At 65.2% G+C, this 21,287-nt stretch carries 22 protein-coding genes; 3 read left to right on the forward strand and 19 right to left on the reverse strand.

Annotated features, from left to right (window positions below; all coding sequences use genetic code 11):
* Nucleotides 1-13: 13 nt before the first annotated feature.
* The 3 genes from arsC to PMI12_RS17580 are packed head-to-tail and all read right to left on the reverse strand — an operon-like array spanning nt 14 to nt 2,045.
* Nucleotides 14-445 (reverse strand): arsenate reductase (glutaredoxin), encoded by a 432-nt coding sequence (gene arsC / locus PMI12_RS17570; RefSeq protein ID WP_007835100.1) that lies wholly within the window; start codon nt 443-445, stop codon nt 14-16.
* The gene (locus tag PMI12_RS17575; protein ID WP_007835102.1) at nt 442-1,734 is read right to left on the reverse strand and encodes an arsenic transporter; all 1,293 of its coding nucleotides are present in this window, start codon (nt 1,732-1,734) and stop codon (nt 442-444) included. Before PMI12_RS17575 ends, arsC begins: the two co-directional genes overlap by 4 nt.
* Nucleotides 1,728-2,045, reverse strand: a complete 318-nt coding sequence (locus PMI12_RS17580) for an ArsR/SmtB family transcription factor (RefSeq protein WP_007835104.1) — start codon at nt 2,043-2,045, stop codon at nt 1,728-1,730. The genes PMI12_RS17575 and PMI12_RS17580 overlap by 7 nt, the downstream gene beginning before the upstream one ends.
* Nucleotides 2,046-2,185: 140 nt before the next feature.
* Here PMI12_RS17580 and PMI12_RS17585 point away from each other — a divergent pair, with 140 nt between their 5' ends.
* Nucleotides 2,186-2,914: an alpha/beta fold hydrolase gene (locus PMI12_RS17585; RefSeq protein ID WP_007835108.1), complete on the forward strand. Its 729-nt coding sequence runs from the start codon at nt 2,186-2,188 to the stop codon at nt 2,912-2,914.
* 4 nt (nt 2,915-2,918) lie between these two features.
* Here PMI12_RS17585 and PMI12_RS17590 read toward each other — a convergent pair whose 3' ends face one another.
* The 10 genes from PMI12_RS17590 to PMI12_RS27845 are packed head-to-tail and all read right to left on the reverse strand — an operon-like array spanning nt 2,919 to nt 10,014.
* Nucleotides 2,919-3,530: a 3'-5' exonuclease gene (locus PMI12_RS17590; protein ID WP_007835109.1), complete on the reverse strand. Its 612-nt coding sequence runs from the start codon at nt 3,528-3,530 to the stop codon at nt 2,919-2,921.
* Nucleotides 3,527-3,922, reverse strand: coding sequence for a TfoX/Sxy family protein (locus tag PMI12_RS17595; protein ID WP_007835110.1), 396 nt, complete (start codon nt 3,920-3,922; stop codon nt 3,527-3,529). Before PMI12_RS17595 ends, PMI12_RS17590 begins: the two co-directional genes overlap by 4 nt.
* Nucleotides 3,919-4,308 carry a VOC family protein gene (locus PMI12_RS17600; RefSeq protein WP_007835112.1) on the reverse strand — a complete coding sequence of 130 codons (390 nt, stop codon included), beginning with the start codon at nt 4,306-4,308 and terminating at the stop codon, nt 3,919-3,921. Before PMI12_RS17600 ends, PMI12_RS17595 begins: the two co-directional genes overlap by 4 nt.
* Nucleotides 4,309-4,333: 25 nt before the next feature.
* The gene (locus tag PMI12_RS17605) at nt 4,334-4,828 is read right to left on the reverse strand and encodes a GNAT family N-acetyltransferase (protein WP_237726109.1); all 495 of its coding nucleotides are present in this window, start codon (nt 4,826-4,828) and stop codon (nt 4,334-4,336) included.
* A gap of 43 nt (nt 4,829-4,871) precedes the next feature.
* A complete protein-coding gene (gene fghA, locus PMI12_RS17610) occupies nt 4,872-5,750 on the reverse strand; it encodes an S-formylglutathione hydrolase (RefSeq protein ID WP_007835114.1) in 879 nt (292 codons plus the stop codon).
* Nucleotides 5,747-6,670, reverse strand: a complete 924-nt coding sequence (locus PMI12_RS17615; RefSeq protein WP_007835115.1) for an alpha/beta fold hydrolase — start codon at nt 6,668-6,670, stop codon at nt 5,747-5,749. The genes fghA and PMI12_RS17615 overlap by 4 nt, the downstream gene beginning before the upstream one ends.
* Nucleotides 6,671-6,690: 20 nt before the next feature.
* Nucleotides 6,691-7,797 carry an S-(hydroxymethyl)glutathione dehydrogenase/class III alcohol dehydrogenase gene (locus tag PMI12_RS17620; RefSeq protein ID WP_007835116.1) on the reverse strand — a complete coding sequence of 369 codons (1,107 nt, stop codon included), beginning with the start codon at nt 7,795-7,797 and terminating at the stop codon, nt 6,691-6,693.
* A gap of 39 nt (nt 7,798-7,836) precedes the next feature.
* The gene (locus PMI12_RS17625) at nt 7,837-8,487 is read right to left on the reverse strand and encodes a glutathione S-transferase family protein (protein ID WP_007835118.1); all 651 of its coding nucleotides are present in this window, start codon (nt 8,485-8,487) and stop codon (nt 7,837-7,839) included.
* Nucleotides 8,484-9,326, reverse strand: coding sequence for an aromatic ring-hydroxylating oxygenase subunit alpha (locus PMI12_RS17630; protein ID WP_007835119.1), 843 nt, complete (start codon nt 9,324-9,326; stop codon nt 8,484-8,486). Before PMI12_RS17630 ends, PMI12_RS17625 begins: the two co-directional genes overlap by 4 nt.
* A gap of 10 nt (nt 9,327-9,336) precedes the next feature.
* On the reverse strand, nt 9,337-10,014 hold the full coding sequence (locus PMI12_RS27845) for a Rieske 2Fe-2S domain-containing protein (protein WP_007835121.1): 678 nt from the start codon (nt 10,012-10,014) through the stop codon (nt 9,337-9,339).
* A gap of 195 nt (nt 10,015-10,209) precedes the next feature.
* Here PMI12_RS27845 and PMI12_RS17640 point away from each other — a divergent pair, with 195 nt between their 5' ends.
* Complete coding sequence (locus PMI12_RS17640) at nt 10,210-11,181, forward strand: LysR family transcriptional regulator (protein WP_007835122.1); 972 nt, start codon at nt 10,210-10,212, stop codon at nt 11,179-11,181.
* 27 nt (nt 11,182-11,208) lie between these two features.
* A complete protein-coding gene (gene aroQ, locus PMI12_RS17645) occupies nt 11,209-11,649 on the forward strand; it encodes a type II 3-dehydroquinate dehydratase (RefSeq protein WP_007835124.1) in 441 nt (146 codons plus the stop codon).
* A 70-nt stretch (nt 11,650-11,719) separates the two neighbouring features.
* On the opposite strand, the gene PMI12_RS17650 is transcribed toward aroQ, so the two are convergent.
* The 6 genes from PMI12_RS17650 to grpE form a co-directional block, all read right to left on the reverse strand.
* Nucleotides 11,720-13,243, reverse strand: a complete 1,524-nt coding sequence (locus PMI12_RS17650; RefSeq protein WP_007835130.1) for a SpoVR family protein — start codon at nt 13,241-13,243, stop codon at nt 11,720-11,722.
* Nucleotides 13,240-14,532 (reverse strand): YeaH/YhbH family protein, encoded by a 1,293-nt coding sequence (locus PMI12_RS17655; protein WP_007835132.1) that lies wholly within the window; start codon nt 14,530-14,532, stop codon nt 13,240-13,242. Before PMI12_RS17655 ends, PMI12_RS17650 begins: the two co-directional genes overlap by 4 nt.
* 48 nt (nt 14,533-14,580) lie before the next feature.
* On the reverse strand, nt 14,581-16,503 hold the full coding sequence (locus PMI12_RS17660) for a PrkA family serine protein kinase (RefSeq protein ID WP_007835134.1): 1,923 nt from the start codon (nt 16,501-16,503) through the stop codon (nt 14,581-14,583).
* A gap of 684 nt (nt 16,504-17,187) precedes the next feature.
* Complete coding sequence (gene dnaJ / locus PMI12_RS17665; RefSeq protein ID WP_007835135.1) at nt 17,188-18,327, reverse strand: molecular chaperone DnaJ; 1,140 nt, start codon at nt 18,325-18,327, stop codon at nt 17,188-17,190.
* Between the two features lie 108 nt (nt 18,328-18,435).
* Nucleotides 18,436-20,373 (reverse strand): molecular chaperone DnaK, encoded by a 1,938-nt coding sequence (gene dnaK, locus PMI12_RS17670; protein WP_007835137.1) that lies wholly within the window; start codon nt 20,371-20,373, stop codon nt 18,436-18,438.
* Nucleotides 20,374-20,485: 112 nt separating this feature from the next.
* Nucleotides 20,486-21,061, reverse strand: coding sequence for a nucleotide exchange factor GrpE (gene grpE / locus PMI12_RS17675; RefSeq protein ID WP_081502666.1), 576 nt, complete (start codon nt 21,059-21,061; stop codon nt 20,486-20,488).
* Nucleotides 21,062-21,287: the final 226 nt, after the last annotated feature.

Genomic DNA, 21,287 nt, shown 5'->3' on the forward strand with positions numbered 1-21,287 from the left:
GAGCCTGGGCAGCTCAGGGCTTGGCGGCGCGCTGGCCCTTCGCGTCGATGACCACCTCGCCGTCTTCCTTCAGGAAAGCGCCTTGCTGCGGATGCGGCAGGATGTCGAGCACAGCTTCCGAAGGCCGGCACAGCCGCGTGCCGAGCGGCGTCGTCACTATCGGCCGGTTGATGAGGATCGGGTGCTGCAGCATGAAGTCGATCAGCTGTTCGTCGGTCCACTTCGGGTCGTCGAGGCCGAGTTCGTCGTACGGCGTGCCCTTGCGGCGCAGCACCTCGCGCACCGGAATGCCCATCGCGGCAATGAGCTGCTTCAGCGTGGCGCGGTCGGGCGGGTGCTGGAGGTACTCGATGACCCTGGGCTCGTCGCCCGTGTTGCGGATCAGCGCGAGCACGTTGCGGGACGTGCCGCAGGCGGGGTTGTGATAGATCGTGATGTCGTTCATGGAAGTGGAATGCTCAATCGAAGTGCCAATGCCGCAAGGGTCACGAACAGCACAGGCAGCGTCAGCACGATGCCGATCTTGAAGTAATACCCCCAGCCGATGGCCGTGCCCTTCCTGGCGAGCACGTGCAGCCAGAGCAGGGTGGCAAGGCTGCCGATGGGCGTGATCTTGGGGCCGAGGTCGCAGCCGATCACGTTGGCGTAGACCATCGCTTCCTTCACCGCGCCGCTCGCGTTCGATGCGTCGATGGACAGCGCGCCCACCAGCACCGTCGGCATGTTGTTCATGACCGACGAGAGCCCCGCCGCGAGAAAGCCCGTGCCCATCGCCGCGCCCCAGACGCCGCCTTGCACAAAGACATTCAGCAGTGCGGCGATGTGGCCCGTCAGCCCCGCGTTGCGCAGCCCGTAGACCACGAGGTACATGCCCAGCGAGAAGACCACGATCTGCCAGGGCGCGCCATGCAGCACCTTCCTGATGCTGATCACCGGGCCGCGTCCCGCGACCGCCAGCAGCACGACCGCGCTAAAGGCCGCCACCGCGCTGACCGGCACACCCAGGGGCTCCAGTCCGAAGAAGCCTACGAGCAGCAGCAACAGCACGACCCAGCCCGCGCGGAAGGTCGCGGGGTCGCGGATCGCAGCGGCCGGCGGCTGGAGTTGGCCGACGTCGTAGCTTGTCGGAACGCCGCGTCCAAAGCGAAGCAGCAGCACCAGCAGGCTCGCGAGCACCGCCGCGATGTTCACGGGAATCATGACCGAGGCGTATTCGCCGAAGCCGATCTTGAAGAAGTCCGCCGAGACGATGTTCACCAGGTTCGACACGATCAGCGGCAGGCTGGCCGTATCGGCGATGAAGCCCGCCGCCATCACGAAGGCGAGCGTGGCCGCCGGCGAGAAACCCAGCGCGACGAGCATCGCCATCACGATGGGCGTGAGGATCAGTGCCGCGCCGTCGTTGGCGAACAGCGCGGACACGGCGGCGCCCAGCAGCACGATGAACGCGAACAGCAGCCGCCCGCGTCCGCCGCCCCAGCGCGCCACGTGCAGCGCGGCCCATTCGAAGAAGCCCGCTTCGTCGAGCAGCAGGCTGATGACGATCACGGCAATGAAAGTGCCGGTCGCGTTCCATACGATGCCCCAGACGACGGGGATGTCGGACAGCTGGACCACGCCGAGCAACAGCGCGACCGCCGCCCCGAGCGAAGCGCTCCAGCCGATGCCCAGCCCGCGCGGCTGCCAGATCACAAGCACGAGCGTGAAGATGAAGATTGCGACGGCGCTCAGCATGCCGGCGGGCACCCGGTGGTGCAGGGTTCGCCCTGGCAGCAGTTCTGCGTGAGGTAGGCAAGCAGGCCGTTCATCCGGTCGAACGCCGCACGGTAGATGAGGTTGCGGCCCTGCCGCTCCTGGGAGACGAGCCCCGAATGCATGAGTTCCTTGAGGTGGAACGACAGCCCCGTTGCCGGCACCTCGAGCGCTTCGGTCAGCGCGCCGGGCGTGAGGCCGGCCGGGCCTGCCTCCACCAGCGCACGGAACACCCGCAGGCGAACGGGCTGCGCCAGTGCGGCCAGGGCGTGGACGACGTCATCTTCTTTCATATTTCAAATATCGTTGAATTATTGAATCATAGCAGCGTCGATCCGGCACGGGCCGGTCATCGCGCTGGCGCACAACGGCCACCCGCAGTACACCATTGCCCCTACAGTCATTCCCCTCACAACGAAGGAGACAAGCCCCCATGTCCGACACCTACGTTCTAGTCCACGGCGCGTGGCATACCGGCGCCGAGATCGAAGCCGTGGCCGACGGCCTGCGCGCAGCCGGCCACACTGCGTACTGCCCCACGCTTGCCGGCAACAACCCCGGCGACGACCGCGCCAGCACCACGCTGGAGGACGCGATCGCCTCGGCCGTGCGCTACATCGAGGAGAAGAATCTCACCGAGGTCCGCCTCGCGGGCCACAGCTACGGCGGCATGGTGATCTCGGGCGTGGCGGACCGCATCGCGCCACGCCTGAAGCGGCTGGTGTACATCAACGCCTTCGTGCCGCTCGATGGCGAGTCGCTCAACGACATGGTGCCGCCGCCATACGTCGCGATGTTCGACGCCGTGGCGGCGGCCAACGCCAACGCGGTGACCCTGCCTTTCGAGATCTGGCGCGAAGCCTTCATCAACGACGCCGACCTGGCGACCGCGCAGGCGGCCTACGAAAAGCTCAACCCGCATCCGTACCGCACCTTCACCGACAAGATCAGGCTGCGGCAGCCGCTGGCCGCGCTGGCGCTGGGCAAGTCGTACGTCAACTGCCAGCAGGACACCGCGATGCCGCACGGCATGCCGTGGCATCCGCGCCTGTCGGAGCGGCTGGGCCTGTTCCGCCTGGTGGAGTGCCCCGGCAGCCACGAGATGTTCTTCTCGAACCCCGGGCGGCTCGCGCAGGCGATCCTGGAGGCGGGGCGGGACTGACCGGTCAGCTGCCGCCGAAGAGCGCGTCGTACACGCGGATGGATGCATAGGCGTCGTTGGCCGCGTAGCGGATCTGCGCCTCGGTGAGCTGCCGGTTGGCCCAGTTTGACGTGGTCGCCTTGCGCGACTTGATGAAGCGGCGGTTGAACACCAGTGCCACGGCCGCCTTCACGCCAACCGACTTGCGGTAGCCGCGGTTGCGGAATTCGGTGTCGATGTCGAACACCGCCTTCGGCTCGATGCCGAGCCGCAGACGGATCAGCGTGAGATCGCCCGAGAGCCCGAAGCCGACCTTGCGCAGCTCGGCCGAGGCGATCAGCGCGGCCACCACCGGGTTGCACTCGGTGCGGTGCAGCTGGAACAGCCACGCCGTGTCGCGCGTCGAGAACTGCACCACGTGCGGGCCGCCCGACACCTCGTTCTTCGCGAAGGTGGGCTTCGATTCGGTGTCGAAGCCGGCGATGCCGGCTGCCAGCAGCGTGGCGGCCGCGCGCTCGGCCTCCTGCAGCGTGGTGACGACGACGATGTCCTTGGGACCGAGGCCTTCGAAGGGTTCGAGCAGCGCGATCTGTTCGCGTTCGGGAAGGGGCGGGAGCGTCGGGTTGTGGGCGCTCACCGGGAGGCTGCCTTGCTTGTCTTTTTCTTCACTGCGGCTTTCTTGGCGGGTGTTTTCTTCGGCTTCGGCGGCTGGCCCGAGCGCAGCGCCGCCTCGTAGGCCCGGCGGCCCCAGAGTGCGGCTTCGTGCCGGTCCTCGAACAGGTCCGCCGGGGCTTGCCGGTACGACATCGGCATCGACTGGCCCTGGCGCACGTAGGTGAACGGCGGCAGGTCGAGCGCGTCGAAGTACGGCGCGCTCTCGGCATCCGACTTGAGGTAGAGCGTGTCGTTGGCCACGAGGGCGATCATGCGGTCCTCGTGCCACACGCCATGGCCGCCGAACATGCGGCGCGTGCGGATGCGGCCCAGGCGCTCGAAGGTTTCGTGCAGGCTATCGACGAAATCGCTCATGCCGTGATCTCGATGCGGTTGCCGTCCGGGTCCAGCACCACGCTTTCGTAGTAGCCGTCGCCGGTGCGGCGCGGGCCGTCGAGCAGCGGATGGCCGTCGGCCTTCAGGCGTTGCGTGAGTTCGTCGACTGCTGCGTCGGAGCCCACGCTGATCGCGAGGTGCGTCCAGCCCATGCGCTGTGCGCCGGCCTCCGCCGTCACGGGAGAGAGCGTGCTCGTCGTCATGGCCTCGATGCGTGCGCCGTCGCCAAGGCCCAGGAAGCACGAGGCAAAGCCCTTGGCCGGATTGACGTAGCCCGCGCCGGCGGTGGCGCCGAAATAGTCGACATAGAAGCGCTTGCAGCGCTCGAGATCGGTGGTCCAGAGTGCGATGTGGTCGATGCGCATGGAGCGGGGAAAAATTGGAACGGGTTCAGCCGATGCGCCATGGCGGGCGCGCGGGCGACCAATGGTAGGCGATGCGTTCGCGGCCGCTCGTCGGATGGCGGTCGACCGCACCGCGCTGGAGGCCATAGCGCTCGTAGAAGCGCTGCGCCGGCGTGTTGGTGGCGGCCACGTGCAGCCACCAGCCGGTCGGAAGGCGCACGCAGGCCTCGTCGAGCAGGGCCTTGCCCAAGCCCTGGTTGCGCAGGTGGGGCTCGACGAAGAGTTGCGCCACGTACTCGCGCCGCTCCAGCAGCACCATGAACGCCAGCACCTGCCCGTCGCGCTCCGCCAGCACCACGTCGGCAGGCGCCCCGAATTCGGTCTGCACGCGGCGCAGCCAGTGAGCGATCGGCTCGATATGGGGGAGGCCCCGGTTGGCCGCGATCCACGCGCGGCGCCAGATGCCGGCCAGCACCATGTTCTCTTCGGCAGTGCCTTCGCGCGACCGCAGATGGAAGGCGGGAATTTGGGCGGCGGACATGTGTTTCATGATACGGCGCGAGGCCGCCGCGGTCGATGAGACTTTACGCGCGCAGCGTTTGCGCGTGGTGCGCAATGTGGTCGGCCATGAAGCTCTGGATGAAGTAGTAGCCGTGGTCGTAGCCCGCGTGGCGGCGCAGCGTGAGCGGCTGGCCGGCTGCGAAGCAGGCGGCCTCGAACGCCTCGGGGTGCAACTGCTCGGCGAGGAACTTGTCGGCCAGGCCCTGGTCGACGAGGATGCCTTGCGGGTAGGGCGCCGCGACCTGCGATTTCATGAGCGCGCTCGCGTCGTGCGCCAGCCACTGCGCGCGGTCGGCGCCGGGATGGCCCAGGTAGCCGCCGAACGCCTTCTCGCCCCATGGGCACTGCGTGGGTGCGCAGATCGGCGCAAAGGCCGAGAGCGATTTGAAGCGCCCCGGATGCCGCAGCGCCAGCGTCAGCGCACCGTGGCCGCCCATCGAGTGGCCGGAGATGCCGATGCGCTCGCCGTCGATGGCGAAGTGCCGGGCCACAAGCGGCAGCAGCTCGTGCACGATCCAGCTTTCCATGCGCCAGTGCGTGGCCCACGGCTCGCGCGTGGCGTCGAGGTAGAAGCCGGCGCCGATGCCGAAGTCCCAGTCGTCCTTCGCGCCAGGCACGCACTCGGCGGCGGGGCCGCGCGGGCTGGTGTCGGGCGCGATCAGCGCGATGCCCAGGCTCGTGGCCATGCGCTGTGCGCCGGCCTTCACCGCGAAGGTTTCCTCGTTGCAGGTCAGGCCCGCGAGGTAGAGCAGGGCGGGCACGCGCTCGTGCGCGACCTGCGGCGGCAGGTACACCGAGAAGCGCATCGGCAAGCCGATTTCATGCGAGCGGTGCTCGTGGAAGCTTTGCACGCCGCCGAAGGCGTGGTGTTCGGAAAGAGTCTTGGGGCTGTTGTCGGTCATTGCGGGTTTTGGCTGCGCAGGGCGGGTACGAGTTCGAGCACGGCATCGGCAAAGACGCGCGGCGCTTCCTGCGGCATGTTGTGGCCCACGCCGGGCACAAGGCGGTGCGAACGCGGCCCGCTGAAGCGGTGCGCGTGCGCCGATGCGTCGGCGGGCGGGCGCACGCCGTCGTCGAGGCCGTCGAAGGTGATGGTGGGCACTGTGATCGTGGGCTGGGCCGACAGGCGGCGTTCGATGTACGCATAGGCCGGGTCGCCCGACACGAGGCCGAAGCGATGGCGGTACGACTGGATCACCACGTCCACGAAGTCGGGATGGTCGAAGGCGGCGGCGCTGCGCTCGAAAGTGGCGTCGTCGAATTTCCACGTGGGCGACCACAGCTTCCACAGCAGCTTCGTGAGCGCCTTGCGGTCTTTCCCGAGGCCGGCGCAGCCGCGGTCGCTGTGGAAGTAGTACTGGTACCAGAGGCTGTGCTCGTTGGCCGGCGTGTCCGGCTCCATCGCCTTGGCGATGTCCTGGATGTTGTAGCTGTTGAAGGACACCAGCCCCGCGACGCGTTCGGGCCACAGCGCCGCGACCACGCAGGCGGCGCGGCCGCCCCAGTCGTAGCCAGCCAGCACCGCGCGCTCGATCTTCAGCGCATCGAGCAGCGCGAGCAGGTCGGCGCCCAGCGCGGCCTGCTCGCCCGAGCGCGGCGTGGCCTCGCTCAGGAAGCGCGTGGCGCCGTAGCCGCGCAGGTACGGCACGATCGCGCGGCAGCCCTGGTCGGCCAGCATCGGCGCGACTTCGGCATACGTGTGGATGTCGTACGGAAAGCCGTGCATCAGCAGCACTGGCGGGCCATCGGCGGGGCCGGCTTCGAAGTACGCAACTTCGAGCACACCGGCCTCGATCTTGTGCAGGGGCTCCATGCGGGTCATGGCCGGTGCCTGCAGTGGTCTTAGTAAAGGACGACGCCGCGGATGGACTCGCCGCGCTTCATCAGATCGAAGCCCTTGTTGATGTCTTCCAGCGGCATCGTGTGCGTGATGAGGCTGTCGATGTCGATCTTGCCTTCCATGTACCAGTCGACGATCTTCGGCACGTCGGTGCGTCCGCGTGCACCGCCGAAGGCCGAGCCTTCCCACTTGCGGCCGGTGACCAGCTGGAACGGGCGCGTGCTGATCTCCGCACCCGCCTCGGCCACGCCGATGATGATGCTGCGGCCCCAGCCCTTGTGCGTGCACTCGAGCGCCTGGCGCATCACCTTGGTGTTGCCGATGCATTCGAAGCTGTAGTCCGCGCCGCCGTCGGTCAGCTGCACGATGGCGTCGACGACGTTCTCGGTGTCCTTCGGGTTGATGAAGTGCGTCATGCCGAACTTGCGCGCCATGGCCTCGCGCTCGGGGTTCAGGTCGACGCCGATGATCTTGTCGGCGCCCACCATCTTCGCGCCCTGGATCACGTTCAGCCCGATGCCGCCGAGGCCGAACACCACCACGTTCGCGCCGGCTTCCACCTTGGCCGTGAAGATCACCGCGCCGATGCCGGTGGTGACGCCGCAGCCGATGTAGCAGACCTTGTCGAAGGGCGCATCCTCGCGGATCTTGGCCAGCGAGATCTCGGGCGCGACCGTGTAGTTGCTGAAGGTCGAGGTGCCCATGTAGTGGAAGATGGGCTCGCCGTCGAGGCTGAAGCGCGAGGTGGCATCGGGCATCAGGCCCTTGCCCTGCGTGCCGCGGATCAGCTGGCACAGATTGGTCTTGCGGCTCAGGCAGAACTTGCACTGCCGGCACTCGGGCGTGTAGAGCGGAATGACGTGGTCACCCTTTTTGAGTGTGGTGACGCCGGGGCCCACGTCGACCACGATGCCCGCGCCTTCATGGCCGAGGATGGCCGGGAAGATGCCTTCGGGGTCGGCGCCCGAGAGCGTGTAGTAGTCGGTGTGGCAGATGCCGGTGGCTTTGATCTCGACCAGCACCTCGCCGAACTTCGGGCCCTCGAGGTCCACGGTTTCGATGGTGAGCGGGGCTGCGGATTTCCAGGCGACGGCGGCTTTGGTTTTCATGGCGGGTTTCGGGGGAGAAGCAAAAAACGTTAAGGATACTCAGGCAGGGCCGGCAGGGAAGATACCCGACATGCCGATAAACCCGGGCAGGTGGCGAACATTCCAGACCCAGTCTCTCAGCGCGGGGAATTCGTCGAGCGAAATGCCGCCCTCGCCAGCGAGCGCGACATACGGGAAGCAGGCAAGGTCGGCAATGGTCGGACCGGGCGCCGAGGCCAGCCAGTGCAGGCCGGCGCTCGCCTGTTCGGCGAGATGGTCGTCGAGCACGCGGAACACCGCGCGCGCGCCGCTGCGGCAGGCCTCGATGTCGAGGTTGTGGTAGCCGAGCGCATCGTGCAGCCGCGCGGCCGATGCCGTGCGCGTGATCTCGTCGGCGGTGGCGAGCCACATCGCGATCTGGCCGCGCAGCTTCGCGTCGCCGGGATACCACCGGCCTTGCGTGTCGTAGAAGCTTGCGAGGTACACCAGGATGGCTTGCGCATCGCGCAGCAGGAAGCCGTCGTCATCGAGCACCGGGAGCTGGCCGAGCGGGTTGACGTTTGCAATGAACGCGGCGGATTTGTGCTCGCGTCCCGGAAAGAAATCGACTGGCACCGTGTCGTACGCGATGCCCAGCCAAGCCAGCATCTGCCGCACCTTGAAGCAGTTGCCCGACAGCGGGTAGTCGTAGAGCTTGATCGTTGTCGTCATGCCGCAGCCCTCACGCCGAAGCGCATGCCGCGCTCGCGCAGCCAGCGCCGGTAGGTGACGGAGGAGGTGTCGCCGCGCGTCGGTGTCTCGGCGCGGCCTTCGAGCGGCATGCGCTTGAAGGCGTGGTTCTCGAGGATCGGCTTGTCCTGGCCGAAGATGGTGTGCTGGAAGGCGATGAGCTCGGCATTGGTGGAGTCTTCGTCGTAGCAGGCGAGGACGGTGTGGGCGATCACGTGTTCGTCGTCGATGGGCTGCAGGAAGAGGCCGATGGCGTCGAGTTCGCCCGCGCGAAAGCTCGATTTGTAGAGCATGGCCGAGAAGGGCTGCATCACACGGTACTTGTAGAGCACCTCGCTGCCCGAATCGTGCGCGGCAGAGGCGCGCGGCTGCCAGAAGCGGCAGTCGGTGGCCCAGATCTCACCGCTGCCGGGATCGACCTGCACCTCGTATTGCGCCACCTCGGTGTGTGGCACCTTGCCGAGGTAGTCGGCGTGCACGAAGGGAAAGTGCGCCATGTCGAGAAAGTTCTCGATCACGCGCAGGCCCGACACCGCCACGCCGATGCCGCCGCAGTCGACGATGCGGCGGCCGGGCTCGGCGTATTCCGGAAACTCGAAGAGGGGACGCGCGGGGCGGCCGCTCGGGCAGACCCAGAGATAGCCGTAGCGCGACTGCACGGCGAGCGGCCGGTCGCCAAGGCAGCAGTGAGGCGCGCCATCGGCATCAGTGCGGAGTTGCACGGTTTCGCCCAGCAGGCGGGTCGTCCGGGGCATGGGCGCGGCAGGCCCGACGACCAGCCAGTCGTCGAGCATGTTGGAATCGTCTGTGACGAAGGGCATGGTGGTTCCTTCAGCCTTGTGGTTGTGCTTCGATCTCGGAGCGCAGATTCCGCGCGGCTGCGTGCAGCGTCTTCATCGCGCTGGAGCCGGGGGCGGCCTCCGTCCACAGGTGGACGAAGGTGAGCCGGGGCTGCGCTTCGAGCAGCAGCGAGACGGTCTTCACCTCGCTGAGCGTGCCTTGCCAGGCACCCGACCCAGCGTCGGTTGCGAAGCCCTGCCGTGCGAGGGCTTCGCGCGCGGCCTGCGTGCCGGCGCGGACGGTCAGCGTACGGCAGAAGTGCCAGCCGGCCGGTACGGCGCCGGCCAGCGACGGCGGTGCGGCGGAAATATCTTGCGCAAGGTTGACCCACAGCATGCCCGCGGCATCCACCGCGGCGAACACCTTGGCGCAGACGTTGCGCGGCGCCTGCATGGCCGGGTGGGCCGGAATGTGGGTGCACTGTCCGCTGCCCGCGGCGTACTGCCAGCCGTGGTAAGCGCAGGAGAGGCGGTTTTCGATCACCTGGCCGAGCGTGAAGCGCACGCTTCGGTGCGGGCACCGGTTTTCCCACGCCTGGGCGGCGCCGTCGGCCGAGCGCCAGAGCGCGAGTTCCTGGCCCTCCGCGAAGCCGGCGACGATGTTGGCGCCGGGGCGCACGCCGGCGGAGGGCGCCACTGGATGCCAGGTGAAAGCGTGTGGATTCGTCATGCTGCCCCGGTTGAAAGCAGGGTACGTCGGGTGGAGCTGCGCATGGGGTTTTCTCCGGTCGTGGGAGCTCGGGGCTCGGTGGGGATGGCATAGCATTCGGTGTGCCGCCAGCAAGCACCGAACCTACCGTTTCTGTTCCCTTGATGAAAGCCAAATGCCGAGACGCTACTTTTCATTCCTGAAACGCTGGCCCGCATGAGCCGCATCGATCTCGCGCTGATCGAAGCCTTCGTGCTCGTCGTGCAGAGCGGCAGCCTGACGAAGGCCGAGAGCCTGTCGGGTGTGTCCAAGGCCACGCTGAGCCGGCAGCTCACGCGGCTGGAGGAACTGCTGGGTGCGCAACTGCTGATGCGCAGTTCGCGCAGCGTCACGCCGACCGAGGCGGGGCGCGCGTTCTTCGCGCGCTGCGAAGGCCTGCTCGACGAGGTGACGGGCCGGCTGGAAACGGCGTGCACCGAAATCCAGGAGATCACGGCCGGCGTCTCGGGCAGCCTGTCGCTGCTGTCCGATACCCAGTTCAGCACCTCCTTCGTCTGCCATGTGGTGAAGCTGTTCCTCGAATCGCACCCCAACGTACGCTGCCATCTCGACGTGGCGAGTCGCCTGAACGCGCCGCAGATCGGCGAGGTGGACTGCTATGTCTGCTCGGAGCCGCCTGATGTGCCGAACCTTGTTGCCAAGCTGCTTGGGCGCCTGAACTACGGCCTCTATGCAAGCCCGCAGTATCTTGAGCGCCAAGGCATGCCACAGGCGCCCGACGAGCTGCTGCGTCATCGGTCGATCGTGATGAAGGAGGGCTCGGGGCCGTCGCAGGTGCTGCTGGTGTCTGGCGCGTCGGACAGCTATGCGTTTCGCCCGGAGCCGGCTTTCGAGACCAACGACCACTGGGTGATGAAGACCTTCTGCATCGACGGCTTCGGCATCGCGTTGCTGCCAGCCTTTTTCGCCCGGCCCGAAGTGGCGCAGGGCGTGCTGGTGCCGGTGCTGCCGCAATGGCAGCCGGAGCCGCGGCGCATCTACTGCGCCTTCCAGCGGCAGCGCTACATGGGACAGAAGCTGCGGGCGTTCGTCGATCTCATGGCGCGCTGCGTGGTCGACATCGATTCGTACAACTACTACGTCGGCTCGTCCGCGGCCAGGCCGCCCCGGGCGGTAGCGAGACCATAATGGAGGTCGCCTGACGCCTCATCCATCATGAAGAAAATACTCGTCCTCAACGGCCCCAATCTCAACCTGCTCGGCACTCGCGAGCCCGAACAGTACGGACGCGACACGCTGGCCGATGTCGAGCGCCTGTGCAAGGACACGGGCGCGAAGCTCGGCGTCGAGATCGAATGCCGCCAGTCGAACCACGAAGGCGTGCTGGTCGACTGGATCCAGGAAGCCGGCCGTGAAGTTGCTGCCGGCAACATGCTCGGCGTGGTGATGAACCCCGGTGCCTACACCCACACCTCGATCGCGCTGCACGATGCGATCAAGGGCGCGAGCGTGCCGCTGATCGAACTGCACATCTCGAACGTGCATGCGCGCGAGGAGTTTCGCCACAAGTCGTACATCTCGCCTGCGGCGCGCGGGATCATCGTGGGGCTGGGCGTGAAGGGCTACACGCTTGCCATCGCGGCCTTGGTTCCCTGAGGGGAGTTTTCGCGGAACACCGCGGAACCGGCTTTGCCGGGCCGCTGGTGCTGCCCCCTGCAAGGGGGGCTCAATACTGCTGCTTGGGCGCCGCGGCCTTCCAGCTGCGGCTGATGCGCCCGGCGCTGTCGATGCTTTCCAGGTGCACGTCGAAACCCCAGAGCCGGGCGACGTGCTTCAGCACTTCTTCCGCCCCGTCGTGCAGAGGCAGGTTGTTGCGCTGCGTGTGGCGCAGCGTCAGCGAGCGGTCGCCGCGCGTGGCCACGCTCCACACCTGGATGTCGGGCTCGCGGCTGCTGATGTCGTACTGGCGTGAGAGCGATTCGCGCAACGCGTGGTAGCCGCTGTCGTCGTGGATGGCGGACACCTCGAGCTCGGCCTCGCTCTGGTAGTCGCGGATCGAGAACAGGCGGAAGTCGCGCATCGTCTTCGGGCTCAGGAACTGGCCGATGAAGCTCTCGTCCTTGAAGTTGCGCATCGCGTAGTCGAGCGTCTTGACCCAGTCGGTGCCCGCGAAATCGGGGAACCAGCGGCGGTCTTCCTCGGTCGGCTTCTCGCACACGCGGCGCAGGTCGGTCATCATCGCGAAGCCGAGGGCATAGGGGTTGATGCCGCTGTAGGCGCGGTGGCCCACCGGCGGCTGGAAGATCACGCCCGTGTGCGAGCTGAGCCACTCCATCATGAAGCCGTCCGCCAGCTGGCCGCGGTCGTACATGGTGTTGAGCAGCGTGTAGTGCCAGAAAGTGGCCCAGCCTTCGTTCATGACCTGCGTCTGGCGCTGCGGATAGAAGTACTGTGCGATCTTGCGCACGATGCGCACCACCTCGCGCTGCCAGGGTTCGAGCAGCGCGGCGTTCTTCTCGATGAAGTAGAGCAGGTTCTCCTGCGGCTCCGACGGAAAGCGCCGCGCTGCATCGGACTCGGCCGCTTGCTCGGCCCGCCGGGGCAGCGTGCGCCAGAGGTCGTTCACCTGCTGCTGCATGTGGCGTTCGCGGTCGGCGCGCTGGATGCTTTCCTGCGCCAGCGAACGCTTCTGCGGACGGCGATAGCGGTCGACGCCGTAGTTCATCAGCGCATGGCAGGAGTCGAGCAGTTCTTCCACCGCATCGAGACCGTGGCGCTCCTCGCACTCGGCGATGTAGTGCCGCGCATAGACCAGGTAATCGATGATGGATGAGGCGTCGGTCCACATCCGGAACAGGTAGTTGCCCTTGAAGAAGCTGTTGTGGCCGTAGGCCGCATGCGCGATCACCAGGGCCTGCATGGCCATGGTGTTCTCTTCCATCAGGTAGGCGATGCACGGATCGGAGTTGATGACGATCTCGTAGGCCAACCCCATGTGGCCGCGCTTGTAGTTCTTCTCGGTCGAGATGAACTGTTTGCCGTACGACCAGTGGCGGTAGATCATGGGCATGCCCACGCTGGCGTAGGCGTCCATCATCTGCTCGGCGGTGATGACTTCGAGCTGGTTCGGGTACACGTCGAGGCCGTAGCCCTTGGCGGTAAGGGCGATCTCGGTGTGGTAGGTCTCGATGAGTTCGAAGGTCCAGTCGGAAGGGCTGGGCAGGCGGTCGAGCGCTCGTTCGGTGATCATGATGCCACCCCTTCCTTCTTGAACAGGTCGCGGAACACAGGGTAGATGTCTTGCGCGTCCGACACCTTGCGCATCGCAAAGTTGGGCTCGACGCCCTCGAGCTGCTGGTATTCCTGCCACAGGTTCTGCTCGGTCTCGGCCACCTGCACGTAGGCGTAATAGCGCACCACGGGCAGGATGTCGTTGACCAGCAGCTCGCGGCAGCGGCCGCTGTCCTGGTGCCAGTTGTCGCCGTCGCTGGCCTGCGCGCCGTACACGTTCCACTCGCCACTCGGATAGCGTGCCTTGATGATCTCGTCCATCAGCACCAGTGCGCTCGACACCACGGTGCCGCCGGTTTCCGTGGCGTGGAAGAACTCTTCTTCCGTCACCTCTTGCGCCTGCGTGTGATGACGCAGGAACACCAGGTCGATGGTCTCGTAGTGCCGCGTGAGAAACATGTAGAGCAGCATGAAGAAGCGCTTGGCCATGTCCTTGCGCGCCTCGTCCATCGAGCCCGACACGTCCATCAGGCAGAACATCACGGCCTTGGCGCTGGGCACGGGCGTCTTCACGCGGTTGCGGTAGCGCAGGTCGATGGGATCGATGTAGGGCACGTGCCGCATGGTGCGGCGCAGTTCGGCAATCTGCTCTTCGGTCTCGCGTATTTCCTTCTGGATGAGCGCCTGGTCGGCCTGCGGGTGCTGCTTCAGGTGTTCGAGGTGCGCTTCGAGGCGCTTGAGCTCCTTGCGAGGCTCGCCGCCCAGCGCGATGCGGCGGGCGAGCGCGCCGCGCATCGAGCGCACCACGTGCAGGTTGTTGGGCGAGCCGTCGCTCGTGAAGCCGGCCCGGTGGCTCTTCCACTCGGGCACGTCGGCGATCTGCGTGCGGATGAGGTGCGGCAGTGCGAGGTCGTCGAAGAACACGCGCATGAACTCTTCGCGCGTCAGGCGGAAGACGAAGTCGTCCTCGCCTTCGCCGCTGTCGCCGGCCTCGCCGCTGCCGGAGCCGCTGCTGCTTCCTCCTTCGGGGCGCTTGATGCGGTCGCCCTTCAGGTACTCCTGGTTGCCCGGATGCACGTATTCGCGGTCGCCGCCGCGCGCATGCCCGAACACCGGTTCGGACACGTCGTGGCGCGGCAGGGTCACATCTTCGCCTTGCTCCAGTTCGCGGATGTTGCGGCCGCTGACGGCGCGCCTCACCGCTTCCTGGATCTGCCCCTTGTAGCGCCGGAGGAAGCGCTCGCGGTTGCCAATGGACTTGTTCTTGCCCGATAGCCGGCGGTCGATGATCTGCTGCAGGATGGCCACGATGGTTTCAGAGCTCCTTGCAAAAAGAGGACGAACGAAGGGTCGTCGTTATGAACTCTTGCGCACCCGCAGGTACCACTCGCAGAGCAGGCGGACCTGCTTGGCCGTATAGCCCTTCTCGACCATGCGGGTCACGAAGTCTTCGTGCTTCTTCTGCTCGTCGGCGCTGCTCTTGGTGTTGAAGCTGATCACCGGCAGAAGCTCCTCGGTGTTGGAGAACATCTTCTTCTCGATCACCGAGCGCAGTTTTTCGTAGCTGGTCCACGCCGGGTTGCGCCCTGCGTTGCCAGCCCGCGCGCGAAGTACGAAGTTGACGATCTCGTTGCGGAAGTCCTTCGGGTTGCCGATGCCTGCCGGCCGCTCGATCTTCTCGAGTTCGGCATTGAGCGATGCGCGGTCGAAAACTTCGCCGGTGTCCACGTCGCGGAACTCCTGGTCCTGGATCCAGTAGTCGGCGTAGGTCACGTAGCGGTCGAAGATGTTCTGGCCATACTCGCTGTAGCTCTCGAGGTAGGCAGTCTGGATCTCCTTGCCTATGAACTCGGCATAGCGCGGCGCCAGCAACTCCTTGATGTAGCTGATGTACTTCTGCTCGACCTCCGGCGCGAACTGCTCGCGCTCGATCTGCTGTTCGAGCACGTACATCAGGTGCACCGGATTCGCGGCCACTTCGGAACTGTCGAAGTTGAACACCTTCGAGATGATCTTGAACGCGAAGCGCGTGGAGACGCCGCTCATGCCCTCGTCGACGCCCGCGTAGTCGCGGTACTCCTGGATCGACTTGGCCTTGGGGTCGGTGTCCTTGAGGTTCTCGCCGTCGTATACCTGCATCTTGCTGAAGGTGCTGGAGTTCTCGGGCTCCTTCAGGCGCGTGAGCACCGAGAGCTGGGCCATCATGCGCAGCGTTCCAGGGGCGCAAGGCGCCTGGGCCAGCGACGAGTTGCGCACCAGCTTCTCGTAGATCTTGATTTCTTCCGAGGCGCGCAGGCAGTACGGCACCTTGACGATGTAGATGCGATCGAGGAAAGCCTCGTTGTTCTTGTTGTTGCGGAAGGCCTTCCACTCGCTCTCGTTGCTGTGCGCAAGCACGATGCCGTCGAACGGGATGGCGCCGAAGCCCTCCGTGCCCTTGAAGTTGCTTTCCTGTGTAGCGGTCAGCAGCGGGTGGAGCACCTTGATGGGCGCCTTGAACATTTCCACGAACTCCAGCAGGCCCTGGTTCGCGAGGCACAGGCCGCCGGAGTAGGCATACGCGTCCGGATCGTCCTGGGCATAGGTTTCGAGCTTGCGGATGTCGACCTTGCCGACCAGCGAGGAGATGTCCTGGTTGTTCTCGTCGCCCGGCTCGGTCTTGGCGACGGCGATCTGCCGCAGCACGGACGGGAAGCGCTTGACGACCTTGAACTGGCGGATGTCGCCACCGTATTCCTCGAGCCGCTTGACGGCCCAGGGCGAGAGAATTCGGTTCAAGTAACGGAGGGGAATGCCGTATTCCTTTTCAAGGATCTCGCCGTCCTCGATCGAGTCGAAGAGGCCGAGCGGGGATTCGTTGACCGGCGAGCCCTGAATCGCGTAGAAGGGCACGTGCTCCATGAGCTGCTTCAGGCGTTCTGCGATCGAACTCTTGCCGCCACCGACCGGACCCAGCAGGTAAAGGATTTGCTTCTTTTCTTCCAGCCCCTGGGCGGCGTGGCGGAAATAGGACACCACTTGTTCTATGGCGTCTTCCATGCCATAGAACTCCTTGAACGCCGGATAGATCTTGATGACCTTGTTCGCGAAGATGCGCGAGAGGCGAGGATCGTTGCGCGTGTCAACCAGCTCGGGATCGCCGATGGCCTTGAGCATGCGCTCCGACGCGGTGGCATAGGCCGTGGGATCGCGCTTGCAGATGTCCAGGTAGTCCTGCAGCGAGATGACTTCCTCGCGGGTGCGCTCGTAGCGGGCGGCAAAGTTGCTGATCACATCCATGGTCACGCCTCCATCAAGTCAGTGGGCTTTTGGCCCGATGGCTTGCAGCAAAGGCCTTGTGCAACACTTGAAGGTTGCCTGCCCATGGCTGCATGCCGCGGAAAACTCCCTTACTACAATCTGCTAACAATCAGCATAAAGCAAAGATTGAACCTGGCAAATCATTCGTAAATTCAGAACCACACCGGCAAGTAAAGTTCCACAAAAAACAAGGAACTACTTTTCGGATTTCAGTTAAATTCAAAGGCTCGCGTTCCTAATTCTCTCCGGGTGAAAACACCTATGCCGGATGGCCATCGTCCGTTTTTGCCTTTTCTCCGGAAAAGCACCGTCTATTGAGCCTCGGGCTCAAAAAAATCAGACGTCTCCTGCAATAACGCGCGATCTGTCGTTTGGTTTATTGCACATCGAAAAAAAATATAAAAGCAATCCCCGCGCCGCTTTTCGATGGGCGGCTTGCGCGTGTTGGCGTGGGAAAGTTGCTTGGGTGCAGGTCGGCATGTCCCGCGAAGGGGCGGGAATGCACCGCCGATGTGCCTGCCAAGGGGCGCCACAGCGTCGGATGCACCAGCTTGCGGACCCCACATTGCAAAGGGCCGCTAAGCGGCCCTTGTTGGAGTCAGATGCATCCGCCGGAGGTGAAGTCTCCGGGGTCGCATGTCGGACGGAAGAAGCGGGTCCGGTTCAGCTGAAGAATTCCTTCGCCTTGTCGAACCAGCCCTTGTCGGTCGGGCTGTGCTTGTCGCCGCCCTTCCTGAGCGACTCGTCGAGTTCTTTCAGCACCTTGCGTTGGTGCTCGGTGAGCTTCACGGGCGTCTCGACGCGCACATGGCAGTACAGGTCGCCGGGGTAGCTCGAGTTCACGCCCTTGATGCCCTTGCCGCGCAGGCGGAACTGCTTGCCGCTTTGCGTGCCTTCGGGAATGTCGATGGCCGCCGCGCCCTTGAGCGTGGGCACGTTGATCTCGCCGCCCAGCGCCGCCGTGGTCATGCTCACAGGCACGACGCAGTGCAGGTTGTCGCCGTCGCGCTCGAAGATCTCGTGCTTCTTGAGCCGGATCTCGATGTACAGGTCGCCCGGCGGGCCGCCGTTGACACCGGGTTCGCCGCTGCCGGTCACGCGCATGCGCTGGCCATCGTCGATGCCTGCGCGGATCTTCACTTCGAGCGTCTTGTTGCGCTTGATCTTGCCCTGGCCGTGGCACACGGTGCAGGGCTCGGGAATGATCTTGCCGCTGCCATGGCAGGTGGGGCAGGTCTGCTGCACGCTGAAGAAGCCCTGGCGCATCTGCACCGCGCCCGCGCCGTGGCAGGTGGTGCAGGTGATGGGTTTGGTGCCGGGCTTCGCGCCCGAGCCGTGGCAGGTGTCGCACTCGTCCCAGGTCGGGATGCGGATCTCGGTGGTCTTGCCTTCGGCGGCCTCCTCGAGCGTGATCTCCATCGCATAGCTCAGGTCGCTGCCGCGGAACACCTGGCGCCCGCTGCTGGTGCGGCCGCGGCCGCCGCCACCGAACACGTCGCCGAAGATATCGCCGAAAGCTTCCGCGAAACCGCCGAAGCCCTCTGCGCCCGGTCCGCCGCGCATGTTGGGGTCGACGCCGGCATGGCCGTACTGGTCGTAGGCCGCGCGCTTCTGTCCGTCGGACAGCATTTCGTAGGCTTCCTTCACCTCCTTGAACTTGGCCTCGGCCTCCTTCGAGGTGTCGCCGTGGTTGCGGTCGGGGTGGTGCTTCATCGCAAGCTTGCGATAAGCCTTCTTGATTTCATCCTCGCTCGCGTTCTTGGGGACGCCGAGGGTTTCGTAGTAGTCGCGTTTAGTGGCCATGGCAGGTCGATCAGCGGATCAGGGGAGCAGCGGGAACTCGGGCAGCTTGAAGCGAGAAAGGCTGGAGCACCCTTTCAGGTGTTCCAGCCTCGGTCAATGGACTGAAGATCAGCCCTTCTTGACTTCCTTCACTTCGGCGTCGACCACGTTGTCGTCGGCCTGCGCATGCGCAGCAGCTTCCGCGCCAGCCGGGCCCGATGCGCCTGAGGCGCCTGCGGCCGCCTGCGATTCGGCATACATCTTCTCGCCGAGCTTCTGACTCGCGGTCATCAGCGTGTTGGTCTTTGCCTCGATCGCGGACTTGTCTTCGCCCTTGAGGGCTTCTTCCAGGTCCTTGATCGCGGCTTCGATCGCGTCCTTCTCGGCGGCTTCGAGGCTCGCACCATGTTCGCCCAGCGACTTCTTCACGCTGTGCACCATGGCTTCGCCCTGGTTGCGTGCCTGCACGATCTCCAGCTTCTTCTTGTCGTCGGCCGCGTTCAGTTCGGCGTCCTTCACCATCTTCTGGATCTCGTCCTCGGACAGGCCCGAGTTCGCCTTGATGGTGATCTTGTTTTCCTTGCCGGTGCCCTTGTCCTTCGCGCCGACGTGCAGGATGCCGTTGGCGTCGATGTCGAAGCTCACCTCGATCTGCGGCGTGCCGCGCGATGCCGGCGGAATGCCTTCGAGGTTGAACTCGCCCAGGGCCTTGTTGCCCGCGGCGATGTCGCGCTCGCCCTGGAACACCTTGATGGTCACGGCCGGCTGGTTGTCCTCGGCGGTCGAGAAGGTCTGCGCGAACTTCGTCGGGATCGTTGTGTTCTTGGCGATCATCTTGGTCATCACGCCGCCCATGGTCTCGATGCCCAGCGACAGCGGGGTCACGTCGAGCAGCAGCACGTCCTTGCGGTCGCCCGAGAGCACCTGGCCCTGGATGGCGGCGCCGACGGCCACGGCTTCGTCGGGGTTCACGTCCTTGCGCGGTTCCTTGCCGAAGAAGGCCTTCACCTTTTCCTGCACCTTGGGCATGCGGGTCATGCCGCCGACCAGGATCACGTCGTTGATGTCGCTCACGCTGATGCCGGCGTCCTTGATGGCCAGGCGGCAGGGCGCGATGGTGCGCTCGACCAGCTCGTCGACCAGGCTTTCCAGCTTGGCGCGGGTGAGCTTGATGTTCAGGTGCTTCGGACCCGAGGCATCGGCCGTGATGTAGGGCAGGTTGATGTCGGTCTGCGCGCTGTTCGACAGCTCGATCTTGGCCTTCTCGGCGGCTTCCTTCAGGCGCTGCAGGGCCAGCACGTCCTTGCTCAGGTCGACGCCTTGCTCTTTCTTGAACTCGGCAATGATGTAGTCGATGATGCGCTGGTCGAAGTCTTCGCCGCCCAGGAAGGTGTCGCCGTTGGTCGACAGCACTTCGAACTGCTTCTCGCCGTCCACGTCGGCGATCTCGATGATCGACACGTCGAAGGTACCGCCACCCAGGTCATACACGGCGATCTTGCGATCGGCCTTGTCCTGCTTGTCGAGGCCGAAGGCCAGGGCAGCAGCGGTGGGTTCGTTGATGATGCGCTTCACGTCGAGGCCCGCGATGCGGCCGGCGTCTTTCGTGGCCTGGCGCTGGGCATCGTTGAAGTAGGCCGGCACCGTGATCACGGCTTCGGTCACGGTTTCGCCGAGGTAGTCTTCGGCCGTCTTCTTCATCTTGCGCAGGATGTCGGCGCTGACTTGCTGCGGGGCGATCTTCTTGCCGCGCACTTCCACCCATGCGTCGCCGTTGTCGGCCTTGGCGATGGTGTAGGGCATCAGGTCGATGTCCTTCTGGACTTCCTTTTCCTCGAACTTGCGGCCGATCAGGCGCTTGATCGCGTACAGCGTGTTCTTGGGGTTGGTGACGGCCTGGCGCTTGGCCGAGGCACCGACCAGCACTTCACCGTCTTCCTGATAAGCGACGATCGACGGCGTGGTGCGTGCACCTTCCGAGTTCTCGATCACACGCGTGGTGTTGCCTTCCATGATCGACACGCACGAGTTGGTGGTGCCGAGGTCGATGCCGATGATCTTTGCCATGTTCTTACTCCTGAAAGCCTGAAAAATATGTTGTTATGAACTTGTGGATAACCCAGCTCGATTCAAGGGATGGAGCGGGGATTTCCTGTGGGAATCTTGTGTGCCGCGCCGATTACTTCGGCGCGCTGACCGTGACCAGCGCCGGGCGCAGCACCCGGTCGTTGATGGTGTAGCCCTTCTGCAGCACGCTCACCACGGTGTTGGGTTCCTGCTCGGGAGCGGGCACCACCGAGATGGCTTGGTGCTGGTGCGGATCGAACTTGGTGCCGGGCGCGGGGGCTACTTCGATCACCTTGTTGCGTTCGAGCGCGCTCTTGAGCTGGCGCAGCGTGGCTTCGGCGCCTTCGCGGATCTGTTCGGGCGTGGCGTCCTTGACGGCCAGGCCGGCTTCGAGGCTGTCGGTCACCGGCAGCAGGCTCTCGGCAAAGGCCTCGACGGCGAACTTGCGGGCCTTGGTGATCTCGTCGTCGGCGCGGCGGCGGGCGTTCTGCACGTCGGCCTGCGCGCGCAGGTACTGGTCGGCCAGTTCGGCATTCTTGGTCTGCAGGGCAGCGAGCTCGCCTTGTGCCACGGCCAGGGCGTCGAGCGCCTCGGCTTCATTGGCGGCTTGCGCTGCCTCCAGTTCTTCGGGGCTTGGCTCGCCTTGCAGCATTTGGGAATTCTGTGCGGATTGTTGCGGGTCAGACATTTTTCAAAGAACCGGCGTGCGCCGGAAAACAAACGATAGCCAGCCACATGGGGCTGCTCTAAAGCTTTTCAAGCGTAAAAATGCGGCCGAAAGGGCCGTAATACGGGTCGCGAAGTGGTTTTCGCGAGGGACACCGAGGAACCGGCTTCGCCGGGCCTCAGGTGTCGCCCCCGGTAGGGGGCTGGCGCAGCGGACACGAAGTGCGCGCAGCCTGGGGGCGAGCCCT

The organism is Variovorax sp. CF313, from assembly GCF_000282635.1.
Lineage (GTDB): Bacteria > Pseudomonadota > Gammaproteobacteria > Burkholderiales > Burkholderiaceae_C > Variovorax.

Bases quoted from the DNA above. Each gene is read 5' to 3' on its own strand.
- arsC (WP_007835100.1), bottom strand. From the start codon at position 445: ATGAACGACATCACGATCTATCACAACCCCGCCTGCGGCACGTCCCGC.
- PMI12_RS17575 (WP_007835102.1), bottom strand. From the start codon at position 1,734: ATGCTGAGCGCCGTCGCAATCTTCATCTTCACGCTCGTGCTTGTGATC.
- PMI12_RS17580 (WP_007835104.1), bottom strand. From the start codon at position 2,045: ATGAAAGAAGATGACGTCGTCCACGCCCTGGCCGCACTGGCGCAGCCC.
- PMI12_RS17585 (WP_007835108.1), top strand. From the start codon at position 2,186: ATGTCCGACACCTACGTTCTAGTCCACGGCGCGTGGCATACCGGCGCC.
- PMI12_RS17595 (WP_007835110.1), bottom strand. From the start codon at position 3,922: ATGAGCGATTTCGTCGATAGCCTGCACGAAACCTTCGAGCGCCTGGGC.
- PMI12_RS17600 (WP_007835112.1), bottom strand. From the start codon at position 4,308: ATGCGCATCGACCACATCGCACTCTGGACCACCGATCTCGAGCGCTGC.
- PMI12_RS17605 (WP_237726109.1), bottom strand. From the start codon at position 4,828: ATGTCCGCCGCCCAAATTCCCGCCTTCCATCTGCGGTCGCGCGAAGGC.
- fghA (WP_007835114.1), bottom strand. From the start codon at position 5,750: ATGACCGACAACAGCCCCAAGACTCTTTCCGAACACCACGCCTTCGGC.
- PMI12_RS17615 (WP_007835115.1), bottom strand. From the start codon at position 6,670: ATGACCCGCATGGAGCCCCTGCACAAGATCGAGGCCGGTGTGCTCGAA.
- PMI12_RS17620 (WP_007835116.1), bottom strand. From the start codon at position 7,797: ATGAAAACCAAAGCCGCCGTCGCCTGGAAATCCGCAGCCCCGCTCACC.
- PMI12_RS17625 (WP_007835118.1), bottom strand. From the start codon at position 8,487: ATGACGACAACGATCAAGCTCTACGACTACCCGCTGTCGGGCAACTGC.
- PMI12_RS17630 (WP_007835119.1), bottom strand. From the start codon at position 9,326: ATGCCCTTCGTCACAGACGATTCCAACATGCTCGACGACTGGCTGGTC.
- PMI12_RS27845 (WP_007835121.1), bottom strand. From the start codon at position 10,014: ATGACGAATCCACACGCTTTCACCTGGCATCCAGTGGCGCCCTCCGCC.
- PMI12_RS17640 (WP_007835122.1), top strand. From the start codon at position 10,210: ATGAGCCGCATCGATCTCGCGCTGATCGAAGCCTTCGTGCTCGTCGTG.
- aroQ (WP_007835124.1), top strand. From the start codon at position 11,209: ATGAAGAAAATACTCGTCCTCAACGGCCCCAATCTCAACCTGCTCGGC.
- PMI12_RS17650 (WP_007835130.1), bottom strand. From the start codon at position 13,243: ATGATCACCGAACGAGCGCTCGACCGCCTGCCCAGCCCTTCCGACTGG.
- PMI12_RS17660 (WP_007835134.1), bottom strand. From the start codon at position 16,503: ATGGATGTGATCAGCAACTTTGCCGCCCGCTACGAGCGCACCCGCGAG.
- dnaJ (WP_007835135.1), bottom strand. From the start codon at position 18,327: ATGGCCACTAAACGCGACTACTACGAAACCCTCGGCGTCCCCAAGAAC.
- dnaK (WP_007835137.1), bottom strand. From the start codon at position 20,373: ATGGCAAAGATCATCGGCATCGACCTCGGCACCACCAACTCGTGCGTG.
- grpE (WP_081502666.1), bottom strand. From the start codon at position 21,061: ATGTCTGACCCGCAACAATCCGCACAGAATTCCCAAATGCTGCAAGGC.